The organism is Corallococcus praedator (assembly GCF_003612125.1).
Taxonomy (GTDB): Bacteria; Myxococcota; Myxococcia; order Myxococcales; family Myxococcaceae; genus Corallococcus; species Corallococcus praedator.
Genome location: NZ_RAWI01000835.1, coordinates 1 through 616 on the forward strand (window position 1 = coordinate 1; position 616 = coordinate 616).

The following is a 616-nucleotide window of genomic DNA, read 5'->3' on the forward strand; positions in this document are numbered from 1 at the left end:
ACGTGTCGCCGCCCATCGCCATGCGGCGGTTCATCGAGATGACCTCGTCGTGGGTGACGCCGAGGGTAGTGGCGATCTTTTCGACGTCGGCGGGCTTCATGTCGCCGTCCTCCATCGCGTCGATCTTGCCCTTGAGGCGGCGCAGGTTGAAGAACAGCTTCTTCTGCGCCGCCGTCGTGCCGATCTTCACGAGGCTCCACGAGCGCAGGATATATTCCTGGATCGACGCGCGGATCCACCACATCGCATAGGTCGCGAGGCGAAAACCCCGCTCGGCGTCGAACTTCTTGACGCCCTGCATCAGGCCGATGTTGCCCTCGGAGATCAGCTCGGCGACCGGCAGCCCGTAGCCGCGATAGCCCATCGCGATCTTGGCGACGAGCCGGAGATGGCTGGTAACCATCCGCGCCGCGGCCTCGGGGTCCTGGTGCTCCTCCCAACGCTTGGCGAGCATATATTCCTCTTCGGGCGAGAGGAGCGGAAATTTGCGGATTTCCGAGAGATAGCGGTTAAGACCGGCTTCGCCGCCGAGCGCGGGAATGGTCGCGGGAACATTGGCCATGACTTGACCCCTTTCATTCTTTGATCGTCAAACGGAAAGACGACCGATTAGGTC

1 protein-coding gene is annotated in these 616 nt (G+C 62.0%); it reads right to left on the reverse strand.

Going from position 1 to position 616, the window contains the following annotated elements:
• On the reverse strand, positions 1 to 562 hold a 562-nt coding region (locus tag D7Y13_RS42030; protein ID WP_120631080.1), incomplete at its 3' end, for an RNA polymerase factor sigma-32.
• Between the last annotated feature and the right edge of the window lie 54 nt (positions 563 to 616).